At 72.8% G+C, this 25948-nt stretch carries 30 protein-coding genes; 13 read left to right on the top strand and 17 right to left on the bottom strand.

Annotation, left to right across the window (positions count from 1 at the left end):
* Positions 1 to 266: 266 nt before the first annotated feature.
* Positions 267 to 782: a class I SAM-dependent methyltransferase gene (locus DAE25_RS21730; RefSeq protein WP_056885562.1), complete on the bottom strand. Its 516-nt coding sequence runs from the start codon at positions 780 to 782 to the stop codon at positions 267 to 269.
* Between the two features lie 78 nt (positions 783 to 860).
* Between DAE25_RS21730 and dapB the strand changes: the two genes are divergently transcribed.
* Positions 861 to 1616, top strand: coding sequence for a 4-hydroxy-tetrahydrodipicolinate reductase (dapB, locus tag DAE25_RS21725; protein ID WP_234411200.1), 756 nt, complete (start codon positions 861 to 863; stop codon positions 1614 to 1616).
* Between the two features lie 74 nt (positions 1617 to 1690).
* Here dapB and DAE25_RS21720 read toward each other — a convergent pair whose 3' ends face one another.
* Genes DAE25_RS21720 through DAE25_RS21695 form a run of 6 tightly spaced genes read right to left on the bottom strand, consistent with a single transcriptional unit; the run spans position 1691 to position 10336 of the window.
* The gene (locus DAE25_RS21720) at positions 1691 to 3469 is read right to left on the bottom strand and encodes an L-lactate permease (RefSeq protein ID WP_107768282.1); all 1779 of its coding nucleotides are present in this window, start codon (positions 3467 to 3469) and stop codon (positions 1691 to 1693) included.
* 30 nt (positions 3470 to 3499) lie between these two features.
* Positions 3500 to 4900, bottom strand: a complete 1401-nt coding sequence (glcF, locus tag DAE25_RS21715; RefSeq protein WP_234411199.1) for a glycolate oxidase subunit GlcF — start codon at positions 4898 to 4900, stop codon at positions 3500 to 3502.
* Positions 4900 to 6156, bottom strand: coding sequence for an FAD-binding oxidoreductase (locus DAE25_RS21710; protein ID WP_107768280.1), 1257 nt, complete (start codon positions 6154 to 6156; stop codon positions 4900 to 4902). Before DAE25_RS21710 ends, glcF begins: the two co-directional genes overlap by 1 nt.
* Positions 6156 to 7718 carry an FAD-linked oxidase C-terminal domain-containing protein gene (locus DAE25_RS21705; RefSeq protein WP_107768278.1) on the bottom strand — a complete coding sequence of 521 codons (1563 nt, stop codon included), beginning with the start codon at positions 7716 to 7718 and terminating at the stop codon, positions 6156 to 6158. The genes DAE25_RS21710 and DAE25_RS21705 overlap by 1 nt, the downstream gene beginning before the upstream one ends.
* Before the next feature lie 12 nt (positions 7719 to 7730).
* Positions 7731 to 8162 (bottom strand): GlcG/HbpS family heme-binding protein, encoded by a 432-nt coding sequence (locus DAE25_RS21700; RefSeq protein ID WP_107768276.1) that lies wholly within the window; start codon positions 8160 to 8162, stop codon positions 7731 to 7733.
* Positions 8159 to 10336, bottom strand: a complete 2178-nt coding sequence (locus DAE25_RS21695; RefSeq protein ID WP_107768274.1) for a malate synthase G — start codon at positions 10334 to 10336, stop codon at positions 8159 to 8161. Before DAE25_RS21695 ends, DAE25_RS21700 begins: the two co-directional genes overlap by 4 nt.
* Before the next feature lie 148 nt (positions 10337 to 10484).
* On the opposite strand from DAE25_RS21695, the gene DAE25_RS21690 reads away from it, so the two are divergent.
* Complete coding sequence (locus DAE25_RS21690; protein ID WP_107768272.1) at positions 10485 to 11252, top strand: IclR family transcriptional regulator; 768 nt, start codon at positions 10485 to 10487, stop codon at positions 11250 to 11252.
* 19 nt (positions 11253 to 11271) lie between these two features.
* Here the strand turns inward: DAE25_RS21690 and DAE25_RS21685 are convergent, their stop codons facing one another.
* The 4 genes from DAE25_RS21685 to DAE25_RS21670 all read right to left on the bottom strand — a co-directional run bounded on the left by DAE25_RS21685 (position 11272) and on the right by DAE25_RS21670 (position 13157).
* Positions 11272 to 11571, bottom strand: a complete 300-nt coding sequence (locus DAE25_RS21685) for an AzlD domain-containing protein (protein WP_107768270.1) — start codon at positions 11569 to 11571, stop codon at positions 11272 to 11274.
* Positions 11571 to 12263 (bottom strand): AzlC family ABC transporter permease, encoded by a 693-nt coding sequence (locus tag DAE25_RS21680; RefSeq protein ID WP_107768268.1) that lies wholly within the window; start codon positions 12261 to 12263, stop codon positions 11571 to 11573. Before DAE25_RS21680 ends, DAE25_RS21685 begins: the two co-directional genes overlap by 1 nt.
* Positions 12264 to 12284: 21 nt before the next feature.
* On the bottom strand, positions 12285 to 12497 hold the full coding sequence (locus DAE25_RS21675; protein WP_107768266.1) for a hypothetical protein: 213 nt from the start codon (positions 12495 to 12497) through the stop codon (positions 12285 to 12287).
* A gap of 111 nt (positions 12498 to 12608) precedes the next feature.
* The gene (locus tag DAE25_RS21670) at positions 12609 to 13157 is read right to left on the bottom strand and encodes a GNAT family N-acetyltransferase (protein ID WP_056885552.1); all 549 of its coding nucleotides are present in this window, start codon (positions 13155 to 13157) and stop codon (positions 12609 to 12611) included.
* 133 nt (positions 13158 to 13290) lie between these two features.
* On the opposite strand from DAE25_RS21670, the gene paaA reads away from it, so the two are divergent.
* Genes paaA through paaE form a run of 5 tightly spaced genes read left to right on the top strand, consistent with a single transcriptional unit; the run spans position 13291 to position 16916 of the window.
* Positions 13291 to 14289: a 1,2-phenylacetyl-CoA epoxidase subunit PaaA gene (gene paaA / locus DAE25_RS21665; RefSeq protein ID WP_107768264.1), complete on the top strand. Its 999-nt coding sequence runs from the start codon at positions 13291 to 13293 to the stop codon at positions 14287 to 14289.
* Positions 14286 to 14573, top strand: coding sequence for a 1,2-phenylacetyl-CoA epoxidase subunit PaaB (paaB, locus tag DAE25_RS21660; protein WP_107768262.1), 288 nt, complete (start codon positions 14286 to 14288; stop codon positions 14571 to 14573). The genes paaA and paaB overlap by 4 nt, the downstream gene beginning before the upstream one ends.
* Positions 14570 to 15349 (top strand): 1,2-phenylacetyl-CoA epoxidase subunit PaaC, encoded by a 780-nt coding sequence (gene paaC, locus DAE25_RS21655; protein ID WP_234411198.1) that lies wholly within the window; start codon positions 14570 to 14572, stop codon positions 15347 to 15349. The genes paaB and paaC overlap by 4 nt, the downstream gene beginning before the upstream one ends.
* Positions 15349 to 15861 (top strand): 1,2-phenylacetyl-CoA epoxidase subunit PaaD, encoded by a 513-nt coding sequence (gene paaD, locus DAE25_RS21650; protein WP_107768260.1) that lies wholly within the window; start codon positions 15349 to 15351, stop codon positions 15859 to 15861. The genes paaC and paaD overlap by 1 nt, the downstream gene beginning before the upstream one ends.
* On the top strand, positions 15861 to 16916 hold the full coding sequence (paaE, locus tag DAE25_RS21645) for a 1,2-phenylacetyl-CoA epoxidase subunit PaaE (RefSeq protein WP_107768258.1): 1056 nt from the start codon (positions 15861 to 15863) through the stop codon (positions 16914 to 16916). The genes paaD and paaE overlap by 1 nt, the downstream gene beginning before the upstream one ends.
* On the opposite strand, the gene DAE25_RS21640 is transcribed toward paaE, so the two are convergent.
* The 3 genes from DAE25_RS21640 to DAE25_RS21630 form a co-directional block, all read right to left on the bottom strand.
* Positions 16904 to 17560, bottom strand: a complete 657-nt coding sequence (locus DAE25_RS21640; RefSeq protein ID WP_107768256.1) for an alpha/beta fold hydrolase — start codon at positions 17558 to 17560, stop codon at positions 16904 to 16906. The genes paaE and DAE25_RS21640 overlap by 13 nt on opposite strands.
* A gap of 46 nt (positions 17561 to 17606) precedes the next feature.
* Positions 17607 to 18374: a hypothetical protein gene (locus tag DAE25_RS21635; RefSeq protein WP_107768254.1), complete on the bottom strand. Its 768-nt coding sequence runs from the start codon at positions 18372 to 18374 to the stop codon at positions 17607 to 17609.
* Positions 18375 to 18438: 64 nt separating this feature from the next.
* Complete coding sequence (locus DAE25_RS21630; RefSeq protein ID WP_107768252.1) at positions 18439 to 19032, bottom strand: DUF3043 domain-containing protein; 594 nt, start codon at positions 19030 to 19032, stop codon at positions 18439 to 18441.
* Between the two features lie 143 nt (positions 19033 to 19175).
* Between DAE25_RS21630 and DAE25_RS21625 the strand changes: the two genes are divergently transcribed.
* Genes DAE25_RS21625 through DAE25_RS21605 form a run of 5 tightly spaced genes read left to right on the top strand, consistent with a single transcriptional unit; the run spans position 19176 to position 21967 of the window.
* Entirely contained in the window at positions 19176 to 19967 is a 792-nt protein-coding gene (locus DAE25_RS21625; protein WP_107768251.1) for a PspA/IM30 family protein, read from the top strand.
* Complete coding sequence (pspAA, locus tag DAE25_RS21620) at positions 19964 to 20242, top strand: PspA-associated protein PspAA (RefSeq protein ID WP_107768248.1); 279 nt, start codon at positions 19964 to 19966, stop codon at positions 20240 to 20242. Before DAE25_RS21625 ends, pspAA begins: the two co-directional genes overlap by 4 nt.
* 20 nt (positions 20243 to 20262) lie before the next feature.
* Positions 20263 to 21174, top strand: a complete 912-nt coding sequence (gene htpX / locus DAE25_RS21615; protein WP_107768247.1) for a zinc metalloprotease HtpX — start codon at positions 20263 to 20265, stop codon at positions 21172 to 21174.
* The gene (gene pspAB / locus DAE25_RS21610; RefSeq protein WP_107768245.1) at positions 21174 to 21743 is read left to right on the top strand and encodes a PspA-associated protein PspAB; all 570 of its coding nucleotides are present in this window, start codon (positions 21174 to 21176) and stop codon (positions 21741 to 21743) included. Before htpX ends, pspAB begins: the two co-directional genes overlap by 1 nt.
* Positions 21740 to 21967 carry a histidine kinase dimerization/phospho-acceptor domain-containing protein gene (locus DAE25_RS21605; protein WP_056885540.1) on the top strand — a complete coding sequence of 76 codons (228 nt, stop codon included), beginning with the start codon at positions 21740 to 21742 and terminating at the stop codon, positions 21965 to 21967. The genes pspAB and DAE25_RS21605 overlap by 4 nt, the downstream gene beginning before the upstream one ends.
* Positions 21968 to 22111: 144 nt before the next feature.
* Here DAE25_RS21605 and nadA read toward each other — a convergent pair whose 3' ends face one another.
* Complete coding sequence (gene nadA, locus DAE25_RS21600; protein WP_107768243.1) at positions 22112 to 23296, bottom strand: quinolinate synthase NadA; 1185 nt, start codon at positions 23294 to 23296, stop codon at positions 22112 to 22114.
* Between the two features lie 106 nt (positions 23297 to 23402).
* On the opposite strand from nadA, the gene DAE25_RS21595 reads away from it, so the two are divergent.
* Entirely contained in the window at positions 23403 to 24632 is a 1230-nt protein-coding gene (locus DAE25_RS21595) for a glucose-1-phosphate adenylyltransferase family protein (RefSeq protein ID WP_107768240.1), read from the top strand.
* Here DAE25_RS21595 and DAE25_RS21590 read toward each other — a convergent pair.
* Both DAE25_RS21590 and DAE25_RS21585 read right to left on the bottom strand, forming a co-directional pair.
* On the bottom strand, positions 24629 to 25519 hold the full coding sequence (locus tag DAE25_RS21590; protein WP_234411197.1) for a GNAT family N-acetyltransferase: 891 nt from the start codon (positions 25517 to 25519) through the stop codon (positions 24629 to 24631). The genes DAE25_RS21595 and DAE25_RS21590 overlap by 4 nt on opposite strands.
* Complete coding sequence (locus tag DAE25_RS21585; protein WP_159083889.1) at positions 25516 to 25935, bottom strand: SRPBCC domain-containing protein; 420 nt, start codon at positions 25933 to 25935, stop codon at positions 25516 to 25518. Before DAE25_RS21585 ends, DAE25_RS21590 begins: the two co-directional genes overlap by 4 nt.
* Between the last annotated feature and the right edge of the window lie 13 nt (positions 25936 to 25948).

The raw sequence follows: 25948 nt of genomic DNA, 5'->3' as shown, positions 1-25948 counted from the left end.
GCAACGGCCGACCCCGCGGCCGTAGACGCCCACCACCGAAGTGTCCAGACTGACCTGAGACATCAACTCTGTCCGGACAAACCCGAGACATGACACGAGGACGGGTCCGTCGTACGCCGCCAGTCGCGCTCGGGCAGTGGTAGGGATCCGTCGTACGCCGCCAGTTGCGGCGGTGGGACGGCTAGCCGGGCCTCGACGCGCGCGCGGCCTCGCCCCTCAGCGGAGCCGAGTCAGCCGGGACGAGTCAGCCGGGACGAGGTGCGGGCTCAGCGCCTGCCGATGATCCCGACCACGGCCGGGGCCTTCTGCTCCACGACCGAGACGCGGAAGCCGGCGCGGGCGAGCGCGTCGGAGGTCTTCTTGACGATGTTGGGGACCAGCTCGGAGCGGTTGGCCTCGTAGAACAGGTAGACGGCGCCACCGGGGACGACGCGCTCGTGGAGCAGGGCCACCTCGTCGTCGCAGTTGCGCACCCAGAAGAGGTTGACGTTGAAGGCGAAGACCTTGGTGAGCCGCTTGACCGGGACCCGCAGGGTGGCGAGGTCGATCTGCCGCACGACCAGCCGGCCGGCGTCGACGTACTTCTGGTTGCGGCGCTTGGTGCGGTCCACTCCGGACTCGGAGCGGTCGATGGCGAAGAGCTTGCCCGACTCGAGCTTGCTGCAGATCAGCTCGGCCCCGGCGCCCGGACCACATCCGATCTCGAGCACCTGGTCGTTGGGTTGGACGTCCATCAGCTCGACGGCCCAACGGATGCGGGGCGGGATCGTCTGGATCGGCATGGGTCACAGCCTGCCACTAGCCGGTTCACGAGTCAGCCACCGCCACTCACCGGACGCCTTCGACGATAGGTTGGACCCGTGAGTGAGCAGCTGCTGGTCGGTGTCCTGGGAGCGCGCGGCAAGGTCGGCGCGGAGGTCTGCACGGCGGTCGAGGGGGCCGCGGACATGGAGCTCGTGGCGCAGGTCGACGCCGACGACGACATCGGCGCCCTGGTCGAGGCCGGGGCCCAGGCGGTCGTCGACTTCACGCACCCCGACGTGGTGATGGGCAACCTCGCGTTCTGCATCGAGCACGGCATCCACGCGGTCGTCGGCACCACGGGCTTCGACGACGCCCGGCTGGACCAGCTGCGCGAGTGGCTGGGCGACGCCCCGAGCTCCGGGGTGCTCATTGCCCCCAACTTCTCCATCGGCGCGATCCTGATGATGCGGTTCGCCGCGCAGGCGGCGCCGTTCTTCGAGTCCGTCGAGGTCGTGGAGCTGCACCACCCCGAGAAGGCCGACGCGCCGTCCGGCACCGCGCGGCGTACGGCGGAGCTCATCGCCGCAGCCCGCCGTGAGGCCGGCAGCGGGCCGATGCCCGACGCCACCTCGACCGGCCTGGACGGGGCGCGCGGCGCCGACGTCGACGGCGTCCCCGTGCACTCGCTGCGCATCCGGGGGCTCGTCGCCCACCAGGAGGTCGTGCTGGGCGGGCTGGGGGAGACCCTGACCATCCGCCACGACTCCCTGCACCGGGCGTCGTTCACGCCGGGGGTCCTCACCGGGCTCCGCGCCATCGGCGACCGCCCCGGGCTCACCGTCGGGCTGGAGCACGTGCTCGACCTGGACTGAGACGGCGCGAGGCAGGACATGCAGGAGGGCCCGCACCCCCGATGGGGTGCGGGCCCTCCTGTCGTGCGCGTCCGTCAGGGGACCATCCAGCTGAGGACGGCCGTGGACTGCAGACCGACCAGGATGCACATGAGCACCAGCAGCCCGAGGCTCCAGCCGATGACCTTGCGGAAGATGTCGCCCTCCCGGCCGGCCATGCCGACCGCGGCGGCCGCGATGGCGAGGTTCTGCGGGCTGACCATCTTGCCGAGCACGCCGCCGGAGGTGTTGGCCGCGGCCATCAGCACCGGGTCGAGCCCGGCCTGGGCCGCGGTCTGCACCTGCAGCGCCCCGAAGAGCGCGTTGGCGGAGGTGTCCGAGCCGGTCACCGCCACGCCGAGCCACCCCAGGATCGGGGAGAGCAGCGCGAAGGCCGCGCCCGTGCCGGCGAGCCACGCGCCGAGGGAGGCGGTCTGGCCGGACAGGTTCATCACGTAGGCCAGCGCCAGCACCGCCATCACGGTGATGATGGCGGACTTGAGTTCGACGTACGTGCGGCCGTAGGTGCGCAGGCCCTCGCTCGGGCTCACCTTGAGGATCAGCATGGTGATGAGGCCGGCGAGGATCATCAGCGTGCCGGCGGCGGGGAGCCAGTTGAAGCCGAACGTCGTCGTGGCGACCGGCTCACCGGCCGTGTTGAGGACGTCGAGGCCCGGCCACGCGAAGGAGAAGGTGAACGGCTCCTGGGCCAGGTACTCCTTGATGGCCGGGATGTTGACGATCGAGAAGATCGCGATGATGACGCCGTACGGCGCGTAGGCCTTGACGACCTCGCCGCGGGAGTCGTGGACGGGGGCCTCGTCGCCGGAACCCGACCCGGAGCCCGACCCGGCGCCGGTGCCGGACGTCGCTGCGCGACCCGTCGACGAGGTCACCGAGGTGGACACGCCCTGCGGCTGGCGACGGCCCGAGGCGGACGCACCGGCGTGCTCCAGCTCCTCCTCCTCCTCGGAGGCGACGCGGTCGGCGGTGAGGACCTCGGACGGCGTCCACACCCGCAGCAGCAGCACGACGGCCGCGGCAGCGACGAGCGCGGCGATGATGTCGGCCAGCGGCACCGAGATGTAGTTGGCGGCGACGAACTGGGCGAAGCCGAAGGCCGCACCACAGACGAGGGCGGGCAGCCACGTCTGGCGCACGCCGCGGCGGCCGTCGACGACGAAGACCAGGACCAGCGGGACGATGACGGCGAGGATCGGGGTCTGGCGTCCGACCATGGCGCCGAGGGTCTCGACGTTGAGCCGGGGGTCGTCGCTGGCGCCGGAGGAGACGGCGGCCAGGGTGACGATGGGCGTGGCCAGGGCGCCGAAGGCGACCGGGGCGGTGTTGGCGATGAGTGCGACCGCCGCGGCCTTGATCGGTCGGAAGCCGAGCGCCATGAGCATCACGACCGTGATGGCCACCGGGGTGCCGAAGCCGGCCAGTGCCTCGAGCAGGGCACCGAAGCAGAAGGCGATGATCATCGCCTGGATCCGCTGGTCGGGGCTGACCTTCTCGAAGGACCGGCGCAGCACGTCGAAGTGCCCGGACGCCACGGTCAGGTTGTAGACCCAGATCGCGTTGATGACGATCCACAGGATCGGGAAGAAGCCGAACGCCGCGCCCTCGGTGGCCGCGAGCAGCGCCTGCCCGACGGGCATGGCGAACAGGACGACGGCGACCACCAGGGACACGCCCAGGGAGATGAGGCCGGCGACCCAGGCCCGAAGGCGCAGGCCTCCGAGGAGGACGAACAGGGTGATGAGGGGGATGGTGGCGCACAGGGCGGACAGGGCCAGCGAGTCGCCGACCGGTGAGAGGTTCTGCTGGAACACGGTGTCTCCCGAGAGGGGTGGATGGGTGGGTCAGGCGGTCGTGAAGGTGGTGGTCGGAGCCCCCCGGATGGACGCGTCGAGGACCTCGATCGTGTGGGCCATGCCCATCGGCCGGCCGCCGTCGGCGCTGGTGAGGCGCTCTATCGCCGAGGTCACCTGCATCAGGCACCCGGGGTTGGCCGTGACGAGCACCTCGGCCCCGGTCGACACGATGTTGTGGGCCTTGCGGTCGCCCAGCTCGCGCGCGGGCTCCGGGTTGGTGATGTTGTAGATGCCGGCCGACCCGCAGCACAGGTCGCCCTCGGGGATCTCCCGCAGCTCCAGGCCGGGGATGGCCTCGAGCAGCCGGCGCGGCTCGGCGCGCACGCCCTGGGCGTGGGCGAGGTGGCAGGCGTCGTGGTAGGCGATGGTCATCTCGAGCGGGTGGCGCGGAGCGACCGGGCCGAGCTCGTCGAGGATCTCGGAGATGTCACGGACCTTCTCGGCGAACTCCTGCGCACGGGCGGCGTACGCCGGGTCGTCCGCCAGCAGTGCGGCGTACTCCTTCATGGAGGAGCCGCAGCCCGCCGCGTTGACGACGACCCGCTCGACGCCGCTGGACTCGAAGGCGTCGACGAGGGCGCGGGCGTAGCCCTGGGCCTCCTCCTCGCGGCCGTTGTGCACCGACAGCGCGCCGCAGCAGCCCTGCGACCGGGGCACCACGACGTCGCACCCCTCGGCGCGCAGCACCCGTGCGGTGGCGGAGTTGACGCCGGGGAAGAACGCGCCCTGGACGCAGCCGGTGAGCAGCCCGACGGTCATCCGCCGGGTGCCGGTCGCCGCGATGCGCTCCGGCAACGGCTCGGGACGGCCGAGGCGCGGAGCGAGGCTCTCCATCGCCGCCAGGTGCGGGGAGATGCGGTCGAGGAGACCGGTACGCCGCAGCGCGCGGTCGAGGCCGGTGGCCTGGAGGGCCCGCAGGGGACCTCGCAGCAACTGGAGCCGGCGCGGGTGCGGGAAGAGGGCGAAGACGAGGCCGCGCAGTGCCTTCTCCTGCGCCGGGCGCTCGTGGTGGCGCTCCACCTGGGCCCGGGTCTGCTCGATGAGGGTGTCGTACTGGACGCCGGACGGGCAGGCGGTCACGCAGGCCATGCACCCCAGGCAGGCGTCGAAGTGCCCGACCATCGAGTCGGTCATCGGCTCGCCCTCGAGGCCCTCCTTCATCAGGTAGATCCGGCCGCGGGGGGAGTCCATCTCCTCGCCCCACAGGACGTACGTCGGGCAGGTCGGCAGGCAGAAGCCGCAGTGCACGCAGTCCCCGATGAGGGCGGCGTCGGGCGGGTTGTGGTCGTCGAAGGCGCCACCGGGGGCGGGCATGCCGAGGTCGACGGGATCGACGACGCCGCCCATCTCGCCCAGCGTGCCGTCGGTGTCGTGCTCGGTCGTGCTCATCAGATGCCTCCCACGAAGCGGCCCGGCGAGAGCCGGTGGTCAGGGTCGAACTGGTCCTTGACGCGGCGCATCAGGTCGAGCGCCGGGATCGGTCCCCACACGTCGACGGCCGCCTTCACCGCGACGGGCGAGTCGACGACGACGGCGGTGCCGCCGTGGTCGCTGCACGCGCGTCGCAACCGGTCGAGCGCCGTACGCACCTCGTCGAGGGGGGTGTCGGGCGCGAGGGCGGCGTAGAGGACCCCGGATCCGGCGGAGCCGCGCACCGTGACGCCGGTGTCGTCGGCCGCCGCCAGCACGGCGGCGAGCCCCGAGAGCACGCAGGTGAGCTTGAGCGCGGTGCTGCGCCCGTCACCGGTGGCCGTCACGTCCCAGGGGTACGCCGCCCCGTCCGCCGGTTCGGCGGTGGACTCGGTCGCATCGGGCCCGAGCAGCGCGCGCACTGCCGCGGCGCGGCCCGCGACGCCGTCGGCGCGGCCCTCCACGAGGACGCTGACGGAGCCAGACCCGCCCGCCCAGTCGACCTCGACGGCGGCCGGGACGACCTGGGAGTGCACGACCGACTGCGCGACCTCGAGGGCCCGCGCGGGGGAGTCGACGGGGACGGCCACCCAGCGGTGGTCGGCGGGGAGCGGGTGCAGCCGGAAGGTGGCGTCGGTGATGACCGCGAGGGTGCCGCCGGAGCCGATCAGGAGCTTGCCGATGTCGTAGCCCGCGACGTTCTTGACCACCCGTCCGCCGGCCTTGGCCACGACCCCGTCGGCGCGGACCATGGTGATGCCGATGAGCAGGTCGCGGGCCGTGCCCGTCGCCGTACGACGGGGGCCGCTGGTGTTGGCGCCCAGCACGCCACCGATGGTGGAGCCGGGCACGGTCTCGTCGAGCGCCAGCCGCTGGCCGCCCTCGCCGACCGTGCGCTGCACGTCGGCGAGCAGCGCGCCCGCCTGGGTCGCGACGATGAGGTCGCCGGCGGCGTGGTCGAGCACCCGGTCGAGCGCCGAGAGGTCGAGCAGCACGTCGGCGCTGGTGGGGGCGGTGCCCCACGAGAGCTTGGTGCCGCGCCCGCGGGGCACGACCGTGAGGCCGTGCGCCGCGCTGGCCCGCATCACCTCGGCCACCTGGTCGGTGTCGGAGGGTCGGACGACCAGGCCGGGGCGCACGCCGTCGACGGCGTCGTGCTCCTGCGGGTCGTCGACCTGCGCACAGGCGGAGGAGAGCGCCTCGCGTGCGGCGGTGTCGAGGGTGTCCGTCGTCATCAGAAGACCTCCGCGAGGCCGGCCTCCTGCAGGGGATGGGCGCCCTTGTGTCGCCCGGGCACCTCCCCGCAGAGCCGGGGGGTGGGGAACACCTTGCCGGGGTTGGAGATGTTCTGGGGGTCGAAGGCGCAGCGCACCAGCTGCATGGTGTCCAGGTCCTCGTCGGTGTACATGCGAGGCATGTACTTCGACTTGTCCATGCCGACACCGTGCTCGCCGGTGATCGATCCGCCGTGCTCGATGCAGAGGTCCAGGATGGCGCCGCTGACGCGTTCGGCCGCCTCGCCGGCACCGTCGATCTCGTCGTCGAAGAGCACGAGGGGGTGCAGGTTGCCGTCGCCCGCGTGGAACACGTTGGCCACCCGGACGCCCGACGAGCCGGAGAGCTCCGCGATGGCGGTGAGCACCTCCGGCAGGGCGGTGCGGGGGATGACGCCGTCCTGGACGATGTAGTCGGGGCTGATCCGACCGACGGCGGCGAAGGCGGACTTGCGGCCCTTCCAGATGAGCGCGCGCTCGGCGGGGTCGGTGGCCAGCCGCTGCTCGAAGGCGCCGTGGTCGTCGCACAGCCGCCGCACCTCGGCGTACTCCTGCTCGACCTCGATGGCCGCGCCGTCGAGCTCGATGACCAGCACCGCTCCCGCGCCGTCGGGGTAGTTGCAGTGCACGGCCGCCTCGGCGGCCTCGATGGCCAGGGCGTCCATCATCTCGATCGCGGCGGGCACGATGCCCGCGGCAATGATGGCGGAGGTGGCCGCGCCGGCCTGGTCGGTCGAGGAGAAGCCGACCAGGATCGTGCGCACCTCCTCGGGCAGCCGCACGAGCCGGACGGTGGCGGACGTGACGATGCCGAGCGTGCCCTCGGAGCCGACCACGGCGCCGAGCAGGTCGTAGCCGGGGGAGTCGGGTGCCGCCCCGCCGAGCGAGACGGTGTCGCCGTCGGGGGTCACGAAGTCGGCGCCGAGGACGTGGTTGGTGGTGAAGCCGTACTTGAGGCAGTGGGCGCCGCCGGAGTTCTCCGCGACGTTGCCGCCGATCGAGCAGATCTGCTGGCTCGACGGGTCGGGCGCGTAGTAGTAGCCGACGGGGGTCGCGGCCTTGGTGACGTCCAGGTTGATCACCCCGGGCTCCACGACCGCGCGCTGGTCGTCGCGGCGGACCTCGCGGATGGCCCTCATCTGCGAGGTCACCACGAGGACCCCCTCGGCGTGGGGCAGGGCCCCGCCGGAGAGCCCGGTGCCCGAGCCCCGGGCGACGAAGGGCACCGCCTGCTCGGCGCACGCCCGCACGAGGGCGGCGAGCTGCTCCGCGTCCTGGGGGATGACGACGAGGGCGGGGGTGACGCGGTAGTGCGCCAGCCCGTCGCACTCGTAGGTCCGCAGCCGGGCGCGGTCGGTGATGACGCCCGCGTCGGGGAGCAGTCGGCGCGCGACCTCGGCGACGGCCGCGATCCGTCCGGAGCTGTCGAGCCCGGAGCTGTCGAGCGCCGTGCTGTCGAGCCCCGTGCTGTCGAGGCCGCTGCTCTCGCTCGTGGTGCTCGTGCCCTGTGTCGCGTCACCCATGCCCGGCACCCCTCAGTCGACCTGCGGCGTCAGGCCGGCGCCGGTGATGCCGGCCACCGCGGCGGCCTCGTCGTTGTCGGACGTGTCGCCGGTGATGCCCACGGCGCCGATGAGATCGCCGCCGTCGTCACGGACGAGCACGCCGCCCGGCACGGGCACGAGGGTCCCGCCGACGGCGGAGGTGACCGCGGCGATGAAGTAGGGCTGCTGCTCGGCGCGGCCCATGATCGAGCGGGACCCCATCCCCAGCGACAACGCGCCGTACGCCTTGCCGAAGGCGATCTCGAATCGCTTCATCGACGAGCCGTCCTCACGCTCCACGGCGACCACGTGACCGCCCGCGTCGAGGACGACGACGGTCAGCGGCTTGAGGCCCGCGGAACTCGCGTGCGCGCGGGCTCCGGCGATGACGGTGCGGGCGGTCTCCAGGTCGAGGCTGGTCATGACGAGGTCCTCTCGGCGGTCTTCCGGTGGGCGCGACGGGCGTGCAGGATCGGCTCGGTGTAGCCGCTGGGCTGCTCCAGCCCCTCGAGCACGAGGGCCCGGGCGGCGGCGAAGGCGTAGCCGTCGAAGTCCGGGGCCATGGGGGAGTACGACGCGTCGCCGGCGTTCTGCTCGTCGACCACGGCGGCCATCCGCCGCAGGGTCTCGTCGACCTGCTCCCGAGTGACGACGCCGTGGTGCAGCCAGTTGGCGACGTGCTGCGCGGAGATCCGGCAGGTGGCGCGGTCCTCCATGAGCGCCTCGCCGGTGATGTCGGGGACCTTGGAGCAGCCGACCCCGGCGTCGACCCAGCGGACGACGTAGCCCAGGAGGCTCTGCAGGTTGTTCTCGATCTCCGCCGCGCGGTCCGCGTCGGACCACGAGGACGGGTCGCCGAGCGGCACCCGGAGCAGCTCGGCACGGTCGCGCCGACGTCCGCCGTCGCGCAGCTCCTCCTGGCGGGCGCGCACGTCGACCTGGTGGTAGTGCAGGGCGTGCACGGTCGCGGCGGTGGGGGAGGGCACCCAGGCGCAGCTGGCGCCGGCCTGCGGGTGCCCGATCTTGGCGTCGTACATGTCGGCGAGGCTGTCGGGGGCGGCCCACATCCCCTTGCCGATCTGCGCCCGGCCCAGGAGGCCGCATTCGAGACCGATGTCGACGTTGAGGTCCTCGTAGGCCTTGATCCAGGTCTCGCCCTTCATGTCGTTCTTGCGCACGACGGGGCCGGCCAGCATCGAGGTGTGGATCTCGTCGCCGGTGCGGTCGAGGAAGCCGGTGTTGATGAAGACGACGCGCTCGCGGGCCTCGTGGATGCAGGCCTTGAGGTTGAGCGACGTACGCCGCTCCTCGTCCATGATGCCGACCTTGATGGTCAGCGGGGGCAGGCCGAGCAGCTGCTCGACACGGCCGAAGAGCTCGACCGCGAAGGCCACCTCCTCGGGGCCGTGCATCTTGGGCTTCACGACGTACATCGAGCCGGTGCGGGAGTTGGCCAGCGTCGAGTCGCCGCGCACGTCGCGGAGGCTCCCGAGCGCGGTCATGATGGCATCGAGGATGCCCTCGGGCACCTCGTTGCCGTCGCGGTCGAGGACCGCGTCGGTGGTCATCAGGTGCCCGACCTGGCGGATGAAGAGGAGCGAGCGGCCGCGCAGCGTGACGTCGGCGCCGGAGGTGGTGGCGTAGGTGCGGTCGGGGTTCATCGACCGGGTGAAGGTCGTGCCGCCCTTGGTGACCTCCTCGGCGAGGGAGCCCTCGTTGAGCCGCAGCCAGTTGCGGTAGCCGAGCACCTTGTCGTCGGCGTCGACGGCCGCGACCGAGTCCTCGAGGTCCATGATCGTGGAGACGGCCGACTCGAGCAGGAGGTCCTTGACCCCGGCCGCGTCGGTCGACCCGATCGCGTCGTCGGGGTCGACCTGGATCTCGACGTGCAGGTGGTGGTGCACCAGCAGGACGGCCTCGGGGGAGCCCGCGTCGCCGCGGAAGCCGACGAGCTGCGCGGGGTCGGCCAGGCGCACGGTGTCGTCCTTGACGGTCACGGCGAGGCCCTGGTCGTCCACGGCGTACGACGTGGCGTCGGCGTGCGAGCCCGAGGCGAGTGGGAAGTGCTCGTCGAGGAAGGCCCGGCCCCGGGCGATGACCTCGTCGCCGCGCGCCTTGTTGTAGGAGTCCCCGGGCGCCAGCTCGCCGTCGGTCGCGATGACGTCGGTGCCGTAGAGGGCGTCGTACAGCGATCCCCAGCGGGCGTTGACGGCGTTGGTCGCGAAGCGGGCGTTGAGCAGCGGGACCACCAGCTGCGGTCCGGCGATGGTGGCCACCTCGTCGTCGACGCCGGTGGTCGTGACGACCACGTCCGCCGGCTCGTCGAGGAGATAGCCGATCTCGCGGAGGAAGGCGGTGTAGGCGTCCGGGTCCGGCGTGCCGGGGTGCTCGCGGTGCCACTCGTCGATGCGTGCCTGGAGCTCGTCGCGGCGTGCGAGGAGCTCGCGGTTGCGCGGCGCGAGGTCGTGCACGATCGCGGCGGCACCCTCCCAGAAGGACTGCGGGTCGAGGCCCGAGCCCGGTAGCGCCTCGTCCTCCACGAATCGGTGGAGGCTGGCGGCCACGTCGAGGCCGCCCGTCTGAACGCGGTCGGTCATGCCACTCCCTTGCTCGGGGAACCCGAGGACAACCCTTGCCCGGATTTCCGCATTGTGGAAACATTGGTAGTCAATAATGGAAACTATGGACTAGACCGCTGCTGTGTCAAGCGTCACGCCGGCCGAGCGGCGGCACGAGGAGAGCTCCATGGCACCACCGTCGGAGCCGTCCGGGCACACCCCTGGCGGCGTGCAGTCCGTGCACCGCGCGCTGGACCTCCTCGAGGTCGTGGCGGCCAGGGGCGGGACCCTCACCATCGGCGAGATCTCCGCGCTGACCGGGATCCCGTTGCCGACCGCGCACCGGTTGCTGCGCACGCTCGTCGACCGCGGCTACATGCGCCAGGCTCCCGATCGCCGCTACACCCTGGGCTTCCGGCTCGTCCCGCTCGGCGCGTCCGCCGGCGCGATGGTGGGGGTCGGGACCGAGCGCGTGCTCGGGCGGGTCGTCGAGGCCCTCGGCGAGACCGCCAACCTGGCCATGCTCGACGGCGACCGGGTGGCCTACGTCGCCCAGGTGCCCGGTCGGCACGCGATGCGGATGTTCACCGAGGTCGGTCGCCGTGTGCACCCGCACTGCACCGCGGTCGGCAAGGCCGTGCTGTCCGCGGCCCCCGAGGCCGACGTCCGGGCGCTGCTCGCCCGCACCGGGCTGCCCCGGCACACCGCGAGCACGATCACCGACATCGACGAGTTCCTAGCCCAGCTGGAGGAGGTCCGGGAGCGCGGCTACGCGCTCGACGAGGGCGAGCAGGAGGTCGGGGTGCGCTGCCTCGCGGTGCGACTGCCCGGCAGCGCCGTGCGGATGGGGCTCTCCATCTCCGGGCCGGCGCCGCGGATGACCGACGACCTGCTGGCCGAGGCGGTCCCGGTCCTGCGGGCGGCTGCCCAGGACCTGGCCACCGCCATCGGGTGACCGGGCGCCCCTGCGGGCGTCAGATGAGCAGGCGGAGCAGGGCCGCGGTGGCCGCCGCGCCGACGACGACGACGAGGAACGGCGCCCGCAGCAGGAGCGCCGCGACGGCGAAGGCGAGTCCCGCGGTCCGGGCGTCGACGGTCAGCGACGTTCCGGCCGACCACACCTGCACCGCCACCAGGGCGGCGAGCAGTGCCACCGGGATCAGGTCGGCCACCCGCGCGACGACCGGACGGGCGAGCATCCGCGCCGGCAGGGACAGCCCGGCCCACTTGAGGGCGTAGCAGCCCACGGCCGCCACCAGGATCGCGGCCCACATCAGGCGGTGGCCTTCGGGCGGGACAGGACCCCCGCCAGCAGGGCGACGCCGCCGGCGGCGAGCACGGGCACGCCCGCGGCTGTGAGCGGGACCAGGCCGAGCGCCACCCCCGCGGCGACCACGGCGACCACCCGGCTCCGCCGGTCGGACAACCGGGGCCAGAGGAGGGCCAGGAAGGCCGCACCCACGGCGGCGTCGAGGCCGTAGGTGCGCGGGTCCCCGATCGTCGTACCGGCCAGGGCGCCGCCGAGGGTGGCGAGGTTCCAGAGGACGAAGACGGCGATCCCGGTGGTGAGGAAGCCCAGCCGGGCGGCGGGCCTGGTCTCCCGGTTGACCGCCATCGCCGTGGACTCGTCGAGGAGGACGTGCGCCGCGGCCGCCCGCCGCCACCCGTGGAAGGCCAGCAGCGGCGCCATCCGCAGGCCGTAGAGGGTGTTGCGGGTGCCGAGCAGGATCGCGGCCATCGCCCCGCTGATCGGGGCACCGCCCGCGGCGACGACGCCGACCAGGGCGAACTGGGACGCGCCGGTGAAGACGAGGAGCGACAGGGCGCAGGTCTGGAGGACGCTCAGCCCCGCCGCGACGCCGACGGCGCCGAAGCTGATCCCGTAGGCCCCGGTGGCGACTCCGACGGCCAGGCTCTCGCCGACGATCGTGCGCCGCTGCTCGGAGGGCAGGGGCGCATCGGGCATGCCGCCAGCGTAGGGACGCCGTCAGTGGAGCCGGCGTCGCCCGCGATCGGTGGACATCGACGGCCGGCGGTCGAAGTCGTGCAGCAGGACGTACGCCGACACGAGGCCCGCCAGCACGCCCAGCAGGAGACCGGCCGCGACCGTGACGGGGACGTCGGGCCTGACCCCCGACCACACGCCCAAACCGATCCAGACCACGAGTGCAGCCGCCACGAGGACGACTCGGTAGAGCACGGGCAACGGACCGAACAAGGGGCACCCCCAGGGCCTGCGGCGGCGAACGACGCCGCCAGAGATCCATGATGCTCCGGCGTCGCCGGAAATCAAGCCACCCGGAGGGGTGGTTCAGCCGATGGCCGTGTGCAGCCGGACCTGCTTGACCGTGGTCTCGCCCGACCCGTCGAGGTCGAGCTCGCGGTGCGCACCGTCGGCGTCCCAGCCCGCCTCGGTGAGGAAGCGGCGCTGGTCGTCGTCGCTGGCGAGGAGCCAGGTCACCGCGCGGGTGAAGCGGTCGGCGACGAGGGTGTCGACCGCGGCCTGGAGAAGTCGCGAGCCGTGGCCCTTGCCCCGCTCGGCGGGGTCGAGGGTCATCTCGGCCAGTGCGCCGTCGGCGACCGGGTCGCAGTCGGGGTCCTCGGCCGGGCCGGTGAGCGCGAAGCCGACGACCCGGTTGCGCTCGAGGGCGACGAGGACGCGGTGGCGGGCGTCGGCCGGTCGCCCGAGCGACTGCCGCCAGGCCGGTGCCAGCGCCGCGGGGTCGGTGGGCAGTGCGTCGGCCGGGACCACGTCGGCGTACATCTCCTGCCATGCGCGCACCTGCACCGCGGCGATCGCGTCGGCATCGTCGGCCCAGGCGATGCGGACGGAGACGTCGGCAGAGGGGGAGTGGCTCACCCTGCGCACGGTAGTCCGTGACGGACGGACCCCTGGTCGAGGGGTGTGGGGGTCCGATCGTCACGGACTACCCGTGTGACACGGATGCGTCACGAAGGCTCAGAAGTGTCACAGGAGTGGTAGATTCGTCTGCGTGTACGGCAACGACTTCACCGCGCCCGACGGCCTCCGTCCCGCCCCCGACGCCGGGGGCGACGAGCCCGCGTCCTTCCTGGCCGTGCTGGCCGACGGGGGGCGCATCGAGCCCCGCGACGAGATGCCCGAGGCCTACCGCAGGTCGCTCGTGCGGCAGATCGCCCAGCACGCGCACTCCGAGATCATCGGCATGCAGCCCGAGGGCAACTGGATCGCCCGCGCCCCCAGCCTGCGCCGCAAAGGCATCCTGATGGCCAAGGTGCAGGACGAGGCCGGCCACGGCCTCTACCTGTACGCCGCCGCGGAGACGCTCGGCGTCGATCGCGCCGACCTGCTCGACCAGCTGCACGACGGCCGGCAGAAGTACTCCTCGATCTTCAACTACCCCACGCTCACGTGGGCCGACATGGGCGCCATCGGCTGGCTCGTCGACGGCGCCGCGATCGTCAACCAGGTCCCGCTGTGCCGCTGCTCCTTCGGCCCCTACGCCCGGGCGATGGTGCGGGTGTGCAAGGAGGAGTCCTTCCACCAGCGCCAGGGCTTCGAGATCCTGCACACCCTGTCGCACGGCACCCCGGCCCAGCGCGCGATGGCGCAGGACGCCGTCGACCGCTACTGGTGGCCGAGCCTGATGATGTTCGGCCCGTCGGACACCGGGCCCGACGCCGCGACCGGGCACACCGCCCAGTCGATGGCCTGGGGGATCAAGCGGTTCTCCAACGACGAGCTGCGCCAGCGCTTCATCGACATGACGGTGCCGCAGGCCGAGGCCCTCGGCCTCACGCTGCCCGACCCCGAGCTGCGCTGGAACGACGAGCGCGGCCACTACGACCACGGCCCGATCGACTTCACCGAGCTCTTCGACGTCATCAAGGGCAACGGCCCGTGCAACCAGGAGCGGATGGCCCACCGGGTCGGCGCCCACGAGGACGGCGCCTGGGTGCGCGAGGCCGCCGAGGCGTACGCCGCCAAGCGAGCGCCGGAGGCCGTCGCATGAGCACCCCCCGCGAGCCCCTGTGGGAGGTCTTCGTGCGCTCGCGCCGGGGCCTCAACCACGTCCACGTCGGGTCGCTGCACGCACCCGACGCCGCGATGGCGCTGCGCAACGCGCGGGACGTCTACACCCGGCGGCAGGAGGGCGTGTCCCTGTGGGTCGTGCCGGCCACCGCGATCACCGCGTCGAGCCCCGAGGAGCGCGACGCGTTCTTCGACCCGGCCGCCGACAAGATCTACCGCCACCCGACGTTCTACGACGTCCCGGAGGGGGTCGAGCACCTGTGACCACCCCACGGATCACCCCACGGACGACCTCCGCGCACGTCGACTACGTCCTGGGCCTCGCCGACGACGCCCTCGTCTCCGCCCAGCGGATGGGCTGGTGGATCAGCCGCGCCCCCCAGCTGGAGGAGGACCTGGCGCTGGCCAACATCGGCCTCGACCTGCTCGGCCAGGCCCGCTCCCTGCTGTCCCACGCCGGCCGGCTCGAGGGGGAGGGGCGCGACGAGGACGACCTCGCCTACTGGCGCGACGAGCGCGACTTCCGCAACGTCAAGCTCGTCGAGCGTCCGCAGGACGACTTCGGCGTCGCGATGGCCCGGCTGCTCGTCCTGTCCACCTGGCAGTCCGAGCTGTACGCCGCGCTCCAGCGCAGCAGCGACCCGGTCCTGGCCGCCGTCGCGGCCAAGGCGTCCAAGGAGGTCGCCTACCACCACGACCACGCCCGCCAGTGGGTGCTGCGCCTCGGCGACGGCACCGACGAGTCGCACGCCCGCATGCAGGCGGCGCTCGACGCCGAGTGGCCGTGGGTCGCGGAGCTCTTCGACCAGTCCCACCTCGACCCGGCCCTGGTGGCCGAGGGCGTCGCGGTCGCTCCGGAGAGCCTGCGCGAGCCCGTGCTGCGGCGTCTCGGCGACGTCGTGCGCGAGGCGACGCTGGAGGTCCCCGAGGTCGCACCCCGCGTGCCCGGCGGTCGCGCCGGCCTGCACACCGAGCACCTCGGCCGGCTGCTGGCCGAGATGCAGCACCTCACCCGCTCGCACCCGGGAGCGACCTGGTGATGACCGGCACCCACGACGTCGGCGCAGGTCGGGACACCCGCGCCTGGCGGGTCGCGAGCCGGGTGCTCGACCCCGAGCTCCCGGTCGTCACGATCGAGGACCTCGGGATCCTGCGCGACGTCACCGAGGACGACCAGGGACGCGTCCACGTGCAGGTCACGCCGACCTACTCCGGCTGCCCCGCCATGGAGACCATTCGCACCGACCTCATCGACCGGCTCAGCGAGGAGGGCTACCTCCACGTCACCGTCGAGTTCGTCCTCTCGCCGGCCTGGTCGACCGACCAGATCACCGCGCAGGGCCGGGCCCGCCTCGAGGAGTACGGCGTCGCGCCGCCCCCGACCGAGGCCGAGCGCCGGCAGGGGCCGGTCGGCCTGACCCTGTCCGTCCGCTGCCCGCAGTGCGGCTCCCCGGACACCCGCGAGTCCAGCCGCTTCGGCTCCACCGCGTGCAAGTCGTTGTGGGTGTGCCGCCACTGCCGCGAGCCCTTCGACCACTTCAAGGCCCTCTGATGGACTTCCACTCCCTGCGGGTCGCGCGAGTCGACCCGCTCACCGACGACGCCGTCGCGATCACCTTCGACGTCCCCGACGACCTGCGCGACGCCTACGCCTTCACCCCGGGCCAGCACCTCACGATCCGGGGTGACGACGGCGAGCGCCGCAGCTACTCGATCTGCGTGCCGCCCAGCGCCGGCACGCTGCGCATCGGCGTCAAGAAGCTCCCGGGAGGGGCCTTCAGCGACGTCGTCGTCGCCAAGCTCGGGCCCGGCGACGAGCTCGACGTGATGACTCCCGCGGGCCGCTTCACCCACGTGCCCGACCCACTGGCCGAGCGCACCTACGTCGCCGTGGCCGCCGGGTCCGGCATCACGCCGGTCCTCTCCATCGTGTCGGCACTGCTCGAGGGCGAGCCCGGCTCGTTCGTCACCCTCGTCTACGCCAACCGCACCCACCGGTCGGTGATGTTCCTCGACGAGGTGGCCGACCTCAAGGACACCTACGGTCCGCGGCTCCAGCTCCTGCACGTGCTCTCGCGGGAGGCCACCGAGGTGGACCTGCTCTCGGGGCGTCTCGACGGCCCGCGGCTCACGGCCGTCCTCGACGCGCTGGTGCCCGTCGAGGACGTCGACGCGTGGTTCCTGTGCGGACCCCAGCAGATGGTCGACGAGCTCGGCGGGGTGCTGCTCGACGCCGGGGTCCCACGCTCGTCGGTGCACACCGAGCTCTTCCACGCCGAGCCGGTCGAGCGGGCGCCCGTCGCCGAGCTCGACGACACCCCCGACGGTGCGGCGGCGGTGACGGTCCGCCTCGACGGCCGCGCCTCCGACTTCCCGCTCCGCCCCGACGGGCCGTCGGTGCTCGAGGCCGCCCAGGCCGTCCGCTCCGACGTGCCGTTCGCCTGCAAGGGCGGGGTGTGCGGCACCTGCCGGGCGCAGGTCGTGGAGGGCAGCGTCGCGATGGACGTCAACTACGCCCTCGAGCCCGAGGAGATCGAGCGCGGCTACGTGCTCACCTGCCAGTCGCACCCCACCAGCGCGCGGCTGGTCGTCGACTACGACGCCTGAGCGAGCAGCGCGGCCAGCTCGGCGGGACGTTCCAGCATCGGCAGGTGACCCGTGGCCAGGCGCACGGTCGTGGCGCCCAGCTCCGCGGCGTACGTCTCCTGCTGGGCGGTGGGGAACTGGTCGTCGCGGGTCGTGACGACGTACGACGCCTCCGGCCAGGTGCGCGGGGGAGTGCGGTCGAGGTAGACCCGACGCCCCTCCGGCGCGAAGCCGCCGACGACGAGCGCGGTGTCCTCCTCCGACAGCCCGCGACAGGTCGCCCGCAGCGCCGAGTCCGGCGGGCGGGTGCCGAGCACGCGCACGACGGCCCCCATCACCAGCCGTCCGGGCAGCGGGAGCGCGCCGGTGAAAGACCTGCCCGCAGGCGGCACGATGGCGGCGACGGCCGTCACGCGCGCCACCCGCTCGGGCGCGGACGCCACCACCGCGGACGCCACCGCCCCGCCGAGCGAGTGCGCGACGAGGTGGAAGTGCGACCAGTCCCCGGCCGTGGCGAGCGCCGCGTCGGCGTACGACCCGAGGGTGCCGGACGGGCCTGGTGAGGGGACGACGCGCGACTCGGCGTCGAGCCGGGAGCGGACGTCGTCCCACGCGGAGGCGGGCAGTCCCGCGCCGGACAGGATCAGGAGGGGGTCGGAGGCCATGCGCCCAGCCTGTCGCCACTGGCGGACAGGTCCTGTCCGCAGAGGGTCACGTGCTCGGGACCGGCCGCTCCCCGGCCGTCTGCTGCTCGCCGGAGAGGAGGATCGTGCCGGCGACTGCCAGCACGAGGCCCACCACGACCGCGGTACCCCAGCCTGGACGCACCTGGTCGCCCAGCAGGACGACCCCGACCAGGGCGGGGACGCCGGTCTGTGCCGTCACCAGTGGAGCGGTCGAGACCCGGACGTGCCCCCGCTCCAGGCCCAGCGAGTAGAGCCAGAAGGCGACGAGCCCGAAGGCCGGGACGGTGAGGGCCGTGACCACCACCGCCGGATCGAGGGGGAGCACGACGCCCCGGACCGCCAGGGCGGAGCCGGCGTAACCCAGTCCCGACAGCAGGCCCAGGGTGGCCGCGCGCGACACCAGGCCGGACCGGGCCAGGCCGACCAGCATCACCACGCCGCCGACCGCCGTGGCGGCGAAGGCGGCGTCGGACCTCGCGGCTCCGGCCGCGCCCGCTCCCGCGGCGACGAGGGCGAGCCCGACGACGATGGCACCGACACCGAGCCAGTGCGCGGGGGTGAGCCACTCGGAGAGGCGGCGCGACACCAGCACCGTCACCGGCAGGGACAGCGAGATGGTCGCCTGCGCGAGGTAGAGCGGGAGGAACCAGATCGCGACGGCGTGCAGGACGAAGCCGCCGAGGTACATCGCCACCACGAGCATCAGCAGCGGGCTGCGCACCCCGGCCGCGACGAACCCGCCCAGGGTGCCGGTGGGTGCCGCCAGGCCACGGACGGCGCTGGCCTGCACCACGGCCGCGACGCCGAAGAGGACGGCCGAGGCGACGCCGGCGGCCAGCCCGAGCAGCGGCGTCGCGTCAGCGATAGTGGTCAGGGAGCTGCTGGCCGATCTTGACCTGCGCCTTGGGCAGCCGCATGAACTTCATCTGCAGGGCCCGCATGACGGCGTAGTAGGTCGTGCCCTTGACGGGCTCGTCCGGGAAGCGGCGGGTCAGCTCGCGGCGCAGGCGGAAGCGGAGCATCGTCATGTCGACGAGCACGAGCAGCAAGGTGCCGAGCAGGACCGTGTTGCCGACGCCGGCGAGGTAGGAGTTGCCGGAGTAGCCGAGGACCATCGTCACGATGAGGAGCGGCACCATCAGCTCGATGAACGAGAAGCGGGAGTCCACGAAGTCGCGGATGAAGCGGCGCACGGGGCCCTTGTCGCGCGGCGGCAGGTAGCGCTCGTCGCCGGTCTTCATGGCCTGGCGGACCTTGGAGCTCGAGTCGCCGCGCGCGGCGCGCTGGGCGGCCATCTGCTCCTTGCGGGTGCGCGGGGTCTTCGCGCGGGCCTTGGCCGCGGCCTCGGCCTCCTTGCGCGACGGCGTCGGCCGTCCCTTGCCGCCCGCCCGGGCGTCGGTGGCGTCGGTCTCGACGGGGGTGGTGGTCTCTGACTTGCTGCGACGGAACAACGGGGGCCCTTTGGAGTGTGTGTGCTGGTGGGACCAGCCTACCGGCGTCCGGCCCACCCAACTGCTACCTGCGACTTGGGTTTGGTCCTAGGGTGAAGACATCACACACGAGGGTGTCAACACACGAGAGGGGCCCCACCCCCATGAGTCTCATGAAGCGGATGAGCCTGATCTTCAGGTCCAAGGCCAACCAGGCGCTCGACAAGGCCGAGGACCCGCGCCAGACGCTGGACTACAGCTACCAGCGCCAGCTCGAGCTGCTGAGCAAGGTACGCCGCGGCGTCGCGGACGTCGCGACCAGCCGCAAGCGCGTCGAGCTCCAGATCAACCAGCTCGAGCAGCAGGCGGCCAAGCTCCAGGGCCAGGCCGAGAAGGCGATCGCTGCCGACCGTGAGGACCTCGCCCGCGAGGCACTCACCCGCAAGTCGGGCCTGACCTCGCAGATCACCGACCTCCGGACCCAGCACGCCAACCTCCAGGGCGAGGAGGAGAAGCTCGTCCTGGCCCAGCAGCGGCTGCAGGCCAAGGTCGAGGCCTTCCGCACCCGCAAGGAGACGATCAAGGCCAACTACACCGCCGCCGAGGCCCAGACCCGCATCGGCGAGGCCGTCTCCGGCATCGGCGAGGAGATGGGCGACGTCGGCATGGCCATCCAGCGGGCCGAGGACAAGACCGCCTCGATGCAGGCCCGGGCCGGGGCCATCGACGAGCTGATCGCCTCCGGCGCCCTCGACGACGTCACCGCGACCAACTCCGGTGACGACATCGCCCGCGAGCTCGACGCGCTGAGCAGCCAGTCCGACGTCGAGGCTGAGCTGGCCCGCCTCAAGGGCTCCTCGCAGCCCCAGGCCATCGAGTCCGGCGACGGGGACATCCTTGAGCCCGCCGACGAGCAGCCCGTGCAGCGCCCCGTCAACGAGGGCGGCACGACGTGATCGTCCGGATCCTCGGTGAGGGCCAGTACGACGTCTCCGACGACTCGGTGGCGGCACTCAACGCGCTGGACGAGTCGGTCGAGGCGGCCGTCGAGTCCGGTGACGAGGCGACGTTCCGCAGCGCCCTCGAGGCCCTGCTCGGCGGCGTGCGCGACCACGGCACGCACCACCCGGACGACTCGCTCGACGAGTCCGACCTGATCCTGCCGCCCGGCGACGCCACCATCGACGAGGTGCGTGAGCTCCTCGCCGACGACGGCCTCATCCCCGGCTGACGGGCGTCCACCGACCCCTCATGGCGACCAACCGCTTCATCAAGGACTCCGGCCTCACCGCGCGGATGACCTTGGTCATGTTCCTCCTCGGCGCCCTCTTCGTGGGCCTCGTCGTCGGCATGATGTACGCCGTCAACAGTCCCGGTCTCGCCCTCCTCATCGGGGTGGGCGGCATCGGGGTGGCGTTCTACCAGTGGTGGTCCTCCGACAAGACGGCCATGCGGGCGATGCGGGCCCGCGAGGTGACCCCGGAGGAGGCACCGGAGCTGCACGGCATGATCGACCGCCTCTGCGCCCTGGCCGACATGCCCAAGCCGAGGGTCGGCATCTCCGACATGGACCTGCCCAACGCGTTCGCGACCGGTCGCTCGCCCGACCGCGCGGTGGTGTGCGTGACGACCGGCATCCTCGGCCTCCTGACCGCCGAGGAGCTCGAGGCCGTGCTGGCCCACGAGCTCAGCCACGTCGCGCACCGCGACGTCCTCGTCATGACGATCGCCTCGTCCGCCGGCATCGCCGCCGGCATGCTCACGCGCGGCGCCCAGTTCGGCGGCCTCAGCCGCGGGCGCAGCAACAACGGCGGGGGTGCCGGGGTCCTCATCGCGATCGCCATCAGCATCGCCGTCTACGCCGTCAGCTTCGTCCTGCTGCGCCTGCTCTCGCGCTACCGCGAGCTGTGCGCCGACCGGTCGGGCGCCTACCTCACCATGAAGCCGCAGGCGCTCGCCTCGGCGCTGACCAAGATCTCCGGCGGCGTCAACGCCATCCCGCAGAAGGACCTGCGGTCGGGGAGCGCGGTCAACTCGCTCTTCATCGTCCCGGCAGTGCGCGGCATGACGATGCAGACCCTCACGGCCACCCACCCCTCGCTCGAGCAGCGCCTCGAGCAGCTCGCCCGCATCCAGGCCGAGCTCGGCCGCCCCACCGCCTGATGCGCTGGCTCGACGCCGTCACCGGCCGCCGCCGCCAGGCGGCCAACAACCTCGACGCGCTGTTCCTCGTCCCCAGCGCCGCGATCACCCTGGAGACGGCCGCCGGCTACGCGCCCACCGGCGTCGGGTCGGTCTGCTACCGGTCCGCACCGGGTGCGGCCTTCGACCGGACGCAGGAGGAGATCACCCGCCTCCTCGACGACGACCCCGAGGCCCCCGACGCCACCATCACCGCGGACGAGTACGGCTTCACCTGGCTCGTCGTACGAGGCGACGCGACCGACACGGCCGGTCTCTGCACCGACCTGCACACCGTCAACACCCTGCTCGAGGAGCAGGGCTTCGCGTCCGGCCTGCTGTGCTCGATGGTGACCTTCGCCGGACACGACCGCACGTTCGGCCTCGTCTACCTCTACAAGCAGGGCACCTTCTACGCCTTCGCCCCCACCGGCCCGCACCAGCGCGACAACCTGACGGAGATCGCCGTACGCGACCATCTCGCGGCCGAGCTCCCGATGGAGCGGGACATGCAGCGCTGGCTCGCACTGTGGAATGCTCCCGGACTGTGACCCCCCACGACGAGCTGGTCGCCTTCGCCCGGAAGGCCCGCCACGACCTGCAGAACCCCGTGGCGGCGGTGACCCTCGCGCTCGAGCTGGCACAGGACGAGATCGCGAGCGGGGGCGACGAGGTCGAGGACCTGGTCAGCCGGGCGCTGCGCAGCGCCGAGCGGCTCAGCGAGGCGCTCGACGCGCTGCCCGCCCGGGCGGCGGACTGGCCGCCCGCCGACTGAGCCGCCGGTCCTGACCCGGGACGTCATGAGGACCGGTCGCGCGGGCGACCACCTTCCATGACCTCCCGCAGGTGCTCATCCGGGACGTCATGAGGACCGGTCGCCGGGGCGACCACTCTCCATGACCTCCGCGGGAGCGTCGGGTCAGTCGCGGTGCGACTTGCCCGGCAGGTCGAGCATCCGCTGGAGCGCCACGAGGGCGTCGCGCTCGGTGTCGGGGTCGACGGTGATCTGGTTGACCAGCTGGCCGGCCACGAGGGACTCCATCGCCCACACGAGGTGCGGCAGGTCGATGCGGTTCATCGTCGAGCAGTAGCAGACGTTGCGGTCCAGGAAGACGATCGTCTTGTCGGGGTGGGCGTCCGCCAGCCGCTTGACCAGGTTGAGCTCGGTGCCGATGGCCCACGTGGTGCCGGGCTCCGCGGCCTCGATCGTCTTGATGATGAACTCGGTCGAGCCCACCAGGTCGGCCTTGAGGACCACCTCGTGCTTGCACTCCGGGTGGACCAGGATGTTGATCCCCGGGTGCTTGGCCCGCAGCTCGTCGACGACGTCCTCGCTGAAGCGGCCGTGCACCGAGCAGTGGCCCTTCCACAGGATCATCCGCGCGTTCTGCAGCTCCTGGGCGGTGAGGCCGCCTCCCGGCTGCAGCGGGTCCCACACGACGCAGTCCTCGAGGGACATGCCCATCTGCAGCACGGCGGTGTTGCGTCCGAGGTGCTGGTCGGGGAGGAAGAGGATCTTGGCGCCGGCATCGAGGTGCGCCTTCTGCGCGAGCGCCCACTCGAGCGCCACGTCGGCGTTCGACGACGTGCAGACCACGCCGCCGTTGCGGCCGCAGAAGGCCTTGATGTCGGCGCTGGAGTTCATGTACGTCACCGGGACGACCTGGTCCTGGATACCGGCGTCGGCCATCGCGTCCCAGGCGTCCTCGACCTGGGCGAGCCGGGCCATGTCGGCCATCGAGCAGCCCGCCGCGAGGTCCGGCAGCACGACCTTCTGGTCCGGGCCGGTGAGGATGTCGGCCGACTCGGCCATGAAGTGCACGCCGCAGAAGACGATGAACTCGGCGTCGGGGCGCGCGGCGGCGTCGCGGGCGAGCTTGAAGGAGTCGCCGGTGACGTCGGCGAACTCGATGACCTCGTCGCGCTGGTAGTGGTGGCCCAGCACGAAGACCCGCTCGCCGAGCGCGGCCTTCGCCGCTCGCGCCCGCTCGACCAGGTCGGGGTCGGACGCGGCGGGCAGGTCACCCGGACACTCCACGCCCCGCTCGGCGCCGAGGTCGCGGCCCTTGCCGAGGGGGAGGAGCGGGAGGTCGACGAGGCTCATGTCCCCATCCTAGGTCCGCTGTGACCGCCGTCTCGACGTGCGTGCGAAGGTGTGCTCGACGACACCCGCGGCGACCGCCCGCGGCCCGGGGCACGAGGAGAGCACGATGGCGCGACGAGGCGAGGTCCTGGCCCTGGTGCAGGCCGGGGGACAGGGCGGGCGCATGGACGTCCTCACCCGCGAGCGCGCCAAGCCCGCGCTGCCGTACGGCGGGGTGCACCGGCTGGTCGACTTCGCCCTCTCGGCACTCGTGCACGCCGACCTGGTGGACGTGTGGGTCTCCCTGGAGTACCAGGTGACCTCCATCGACGACTACCTCTCCGGGGGCCGCCCGTGGAGCCTGGACCGCAACCGGGGCGGGTTCCGCCGGATGGTCCCGCAGACCGGCACCGGCCCGGCGACCGAGAGCGGCTTCGCGCACGGCAACGGCGACCTGTTGTTGCGGATGTCCGCCGACCTCGAGGCCTTCGGTGCCTCGACCCTGGTGGTCTGCAGCGCGGACCACGTCTTCAACATGGACCTCGGGCCGGTCATCGACGAGCACGTCGCCGCCGGTCGGGTGGCAACCGTGCTGACCACCGAGGTGACCAAGAAGGACGCCTCCGACAACGTCGTGGTCGTGGCGAAGGTGGACGGCACCATCACCGCCATCGAGCACAAGCCGTCCCGCCCGTCGACCGGCACCGTGGCGACCGAGGTCTTCATCTACGACACCGAGGTCCTGATCCGCACCCTGCGCGAGCTGCGGGCCGAGCTGTCGGGTGACCAGGAGGGCGACGACAGCGGCCTCGGCGACTTCGGCGAGCACGTGCTGCCGCGCCTCGTCGAGACCGGCAAGGCGGTCGCCGTGCCGATGACCGGCTACTGGCGCGACGTGGGCCAGCCCGGGCTCTACCTGCAGTCGCACCGCGACCTGCTCGCCGGCAAGGTCGACGTCTTCGAGCACCCCGGCCGGCCGGTCATCTCGCACTGGCCGGACCGTCCCGCCGCCCGGGTGCGCGGCACCGGCGTGGTCACCGACTCGCTGCTCTCGCCCGGCTGCGACGTGTCCGGCGAGGTCGTCGGCAGCGTGCTCGGCCCCGGTGTGGTCGTCGAGAAGGGGGCCGTCGTGCGCGACAGCGTCCTCATGGAGGACTGCGTGGTGCGCGCCGGCGCCGAGGTCCGCACCGCGATCCTGGACGAGCGCTGCGAGGTCCTCCGCGGTGCGCGGGTCGGTGCCGACACCACGGCCCGGCTCGCCCGCGACGAGCACCTGGTGCTCGCCGGTCGCGACTGCCGCGTCGCCGGGGAGGTCCCGGCCGGGGCCCGGCTCGAACCGGGCACCGACACGCGCTAGAGCAGCGAGCCGTGGTGCACGTACGGCGCCGGCGGCTTCATCCCGCGCAGGCACAGGTAGCCGCTGGTGTGCACCGACAGGCGGGCCGCGAGACCGACGTCGATCGCCCACTGGTTGGCGGACGTGACGTGGTGCAGCGAGACCGTCGACCCGGGTGACGACGACGCGAAGGCCTCCCACACCAGGTCCGAGGCCGTACGCCGCGCGGTTGCCGCGACCAGGACCGGCGAGCCGCCGGCGCCGACGTACGCGTAGCCCTGGCTCGACGAGGTCTCGCAGACGAGCAGGCGAAACTGCGCGAGCAGGACCTCGTGGTCGGAGAGGTGCGCCGCTCCGCGGGTCTGCCGGTCGACGGAGTTCATCAGGTCGATGTCGCCGGCGCTGCCCTCCCGCACCCGCTCGACGACCGGCAGGGCGTCGCGGTCGACGGTGCCGGTGACGAACATCTGCGGGTGCAGCGTGAAGCCCGCCAGCCGGTAGCGGCGGACGGCGGCCGGGTCGGCGCTCGCGGCGAACATCCCGCGCAGGCAGCCGCGGCCGTGGTGCAGGGCGGCCGCCAGCAGCTGGGTGCCCACGCCACGCCCCTGGACGTCCGGCGCGACGGCGAAGGACGACAGGATCCACATCAGCTCGCGGACCCGGGAGACGGCACACCCGATGACGCGCCCGTCGACCTCGGCCACCCAGCAGCCCTCCGGGTCGGTGCGCAGGGCGTGGGCGGTCCGTTGCTCCCACGCCGCGTTGCGCTCCGGCGTACGCGGCTGCGGGTCCGGCCAGTCGCGCTGGGACGTGCGCCGGTCGACCTCGGTGTAGGCGAGGCCGGTCAGCGCGGCCATCGCGGGGAGGTCGGCCTCGCGCGCCGGCCGGACGACGAGCCCGGCGGTCACGACACGTGGGCGGCGTACCGGGTGAGCACGGCGTCCCAGTGGACGTAGCGCTGGCGGACCTCGTCCGCGCCGTCCGCCCACCCGCCGTGCTCGAGGCGGACCCGGGTGCCGGCGCCCTCCTCGGTGAACGTCACGTCGAGCTGGGTGGGCTGCGCCTGCTCGTGGCCCAGCCAGAACTCCTGGCCGTAGTGCCCGAGCGGCTCCCACGTCGTCACCCGGCCCCAGACGTAGCGCTCGCCGTCGTCGTGCACGGTCGCGACGTCCCCCTGCGGGTCGATCTCGATGCTGGAGTACGTCGCGGGGTCCGGGCTCAGCATCGGGTCCCACCACTCGCCCATCTGGGCGGTGAAGCCCACGAACGCCTGGGTGGGCGTCACCGGGACGACGGTCTCGGTGACGATCGGGTCGAGGGGCATGCGCCCATCCTCA

It is taken from the genome of Nocardioides terrigena (genome assembly GCF_003047265.1).
Classification (GTDB): domain Bacteria; phylum Actinomycetota; class Actinomycetes; order Propionibacteriales; family Nocardioidaceae; genus Nocardioides; species Nocardioides terrigena.
This window is presented reverse-complemented; position numbering and strand designations above follow the sequence as displayed.